Annotated in this window: 1 protein-coding gene; it reads left to right on the top strand. The window is 49.8% G+C overall.

Going from position 1 to position 245, the window contains the following annotated elements; genetic code table 11:
- Window positions 1-245: DDE-type integrase/transposase/recombinase (locus FDW88_RS22375; RefSeq protein ID WP_137363379.1), on the top strand; the 245-nt coding region annotated here is incomplete at both ends.

The following is a 245-nucleotide window of genomic DNA, read 5'->3' as shown; positions in this document are numbered from 1 at the left end:
ATCGATGATTTTAACCGTGAGGCACTGGCGATTGAGGTCGATTTTTCTCTGCCGGCCAGTCGGGTAGTCAGAACACTTGAGCAACTCATCGCATGGAAGGGAAAACCCGCAGCCATTCGGTGTGATAACGGACCGGAATATACAGGGAGGATACTGATGTCATGGGCCGCACAGCAGAATATAAGCCTTCGTTTTATTCAGCCCGGCAAACCTCAGCAGAATGCCTATATTGAGCGATATAACCG

Origin of the sequence: Citrobacter sp. wls829, from assembly GCF_005280825.1 — a bacterium.
In the GTDB taxonomy this organism is placed as follows: Bacteria; Pseudomonadota; Gammaproteobacteria; order Enterobacterales; family Enterobacteriaceae; genus Citrobacter; species Citrobacter gillenii.
The sequence above is the reverse complement of the archived record's forward strand: the minus strand, read 5'-3'. Positions and strand labels throughout refer to the sequence as shown.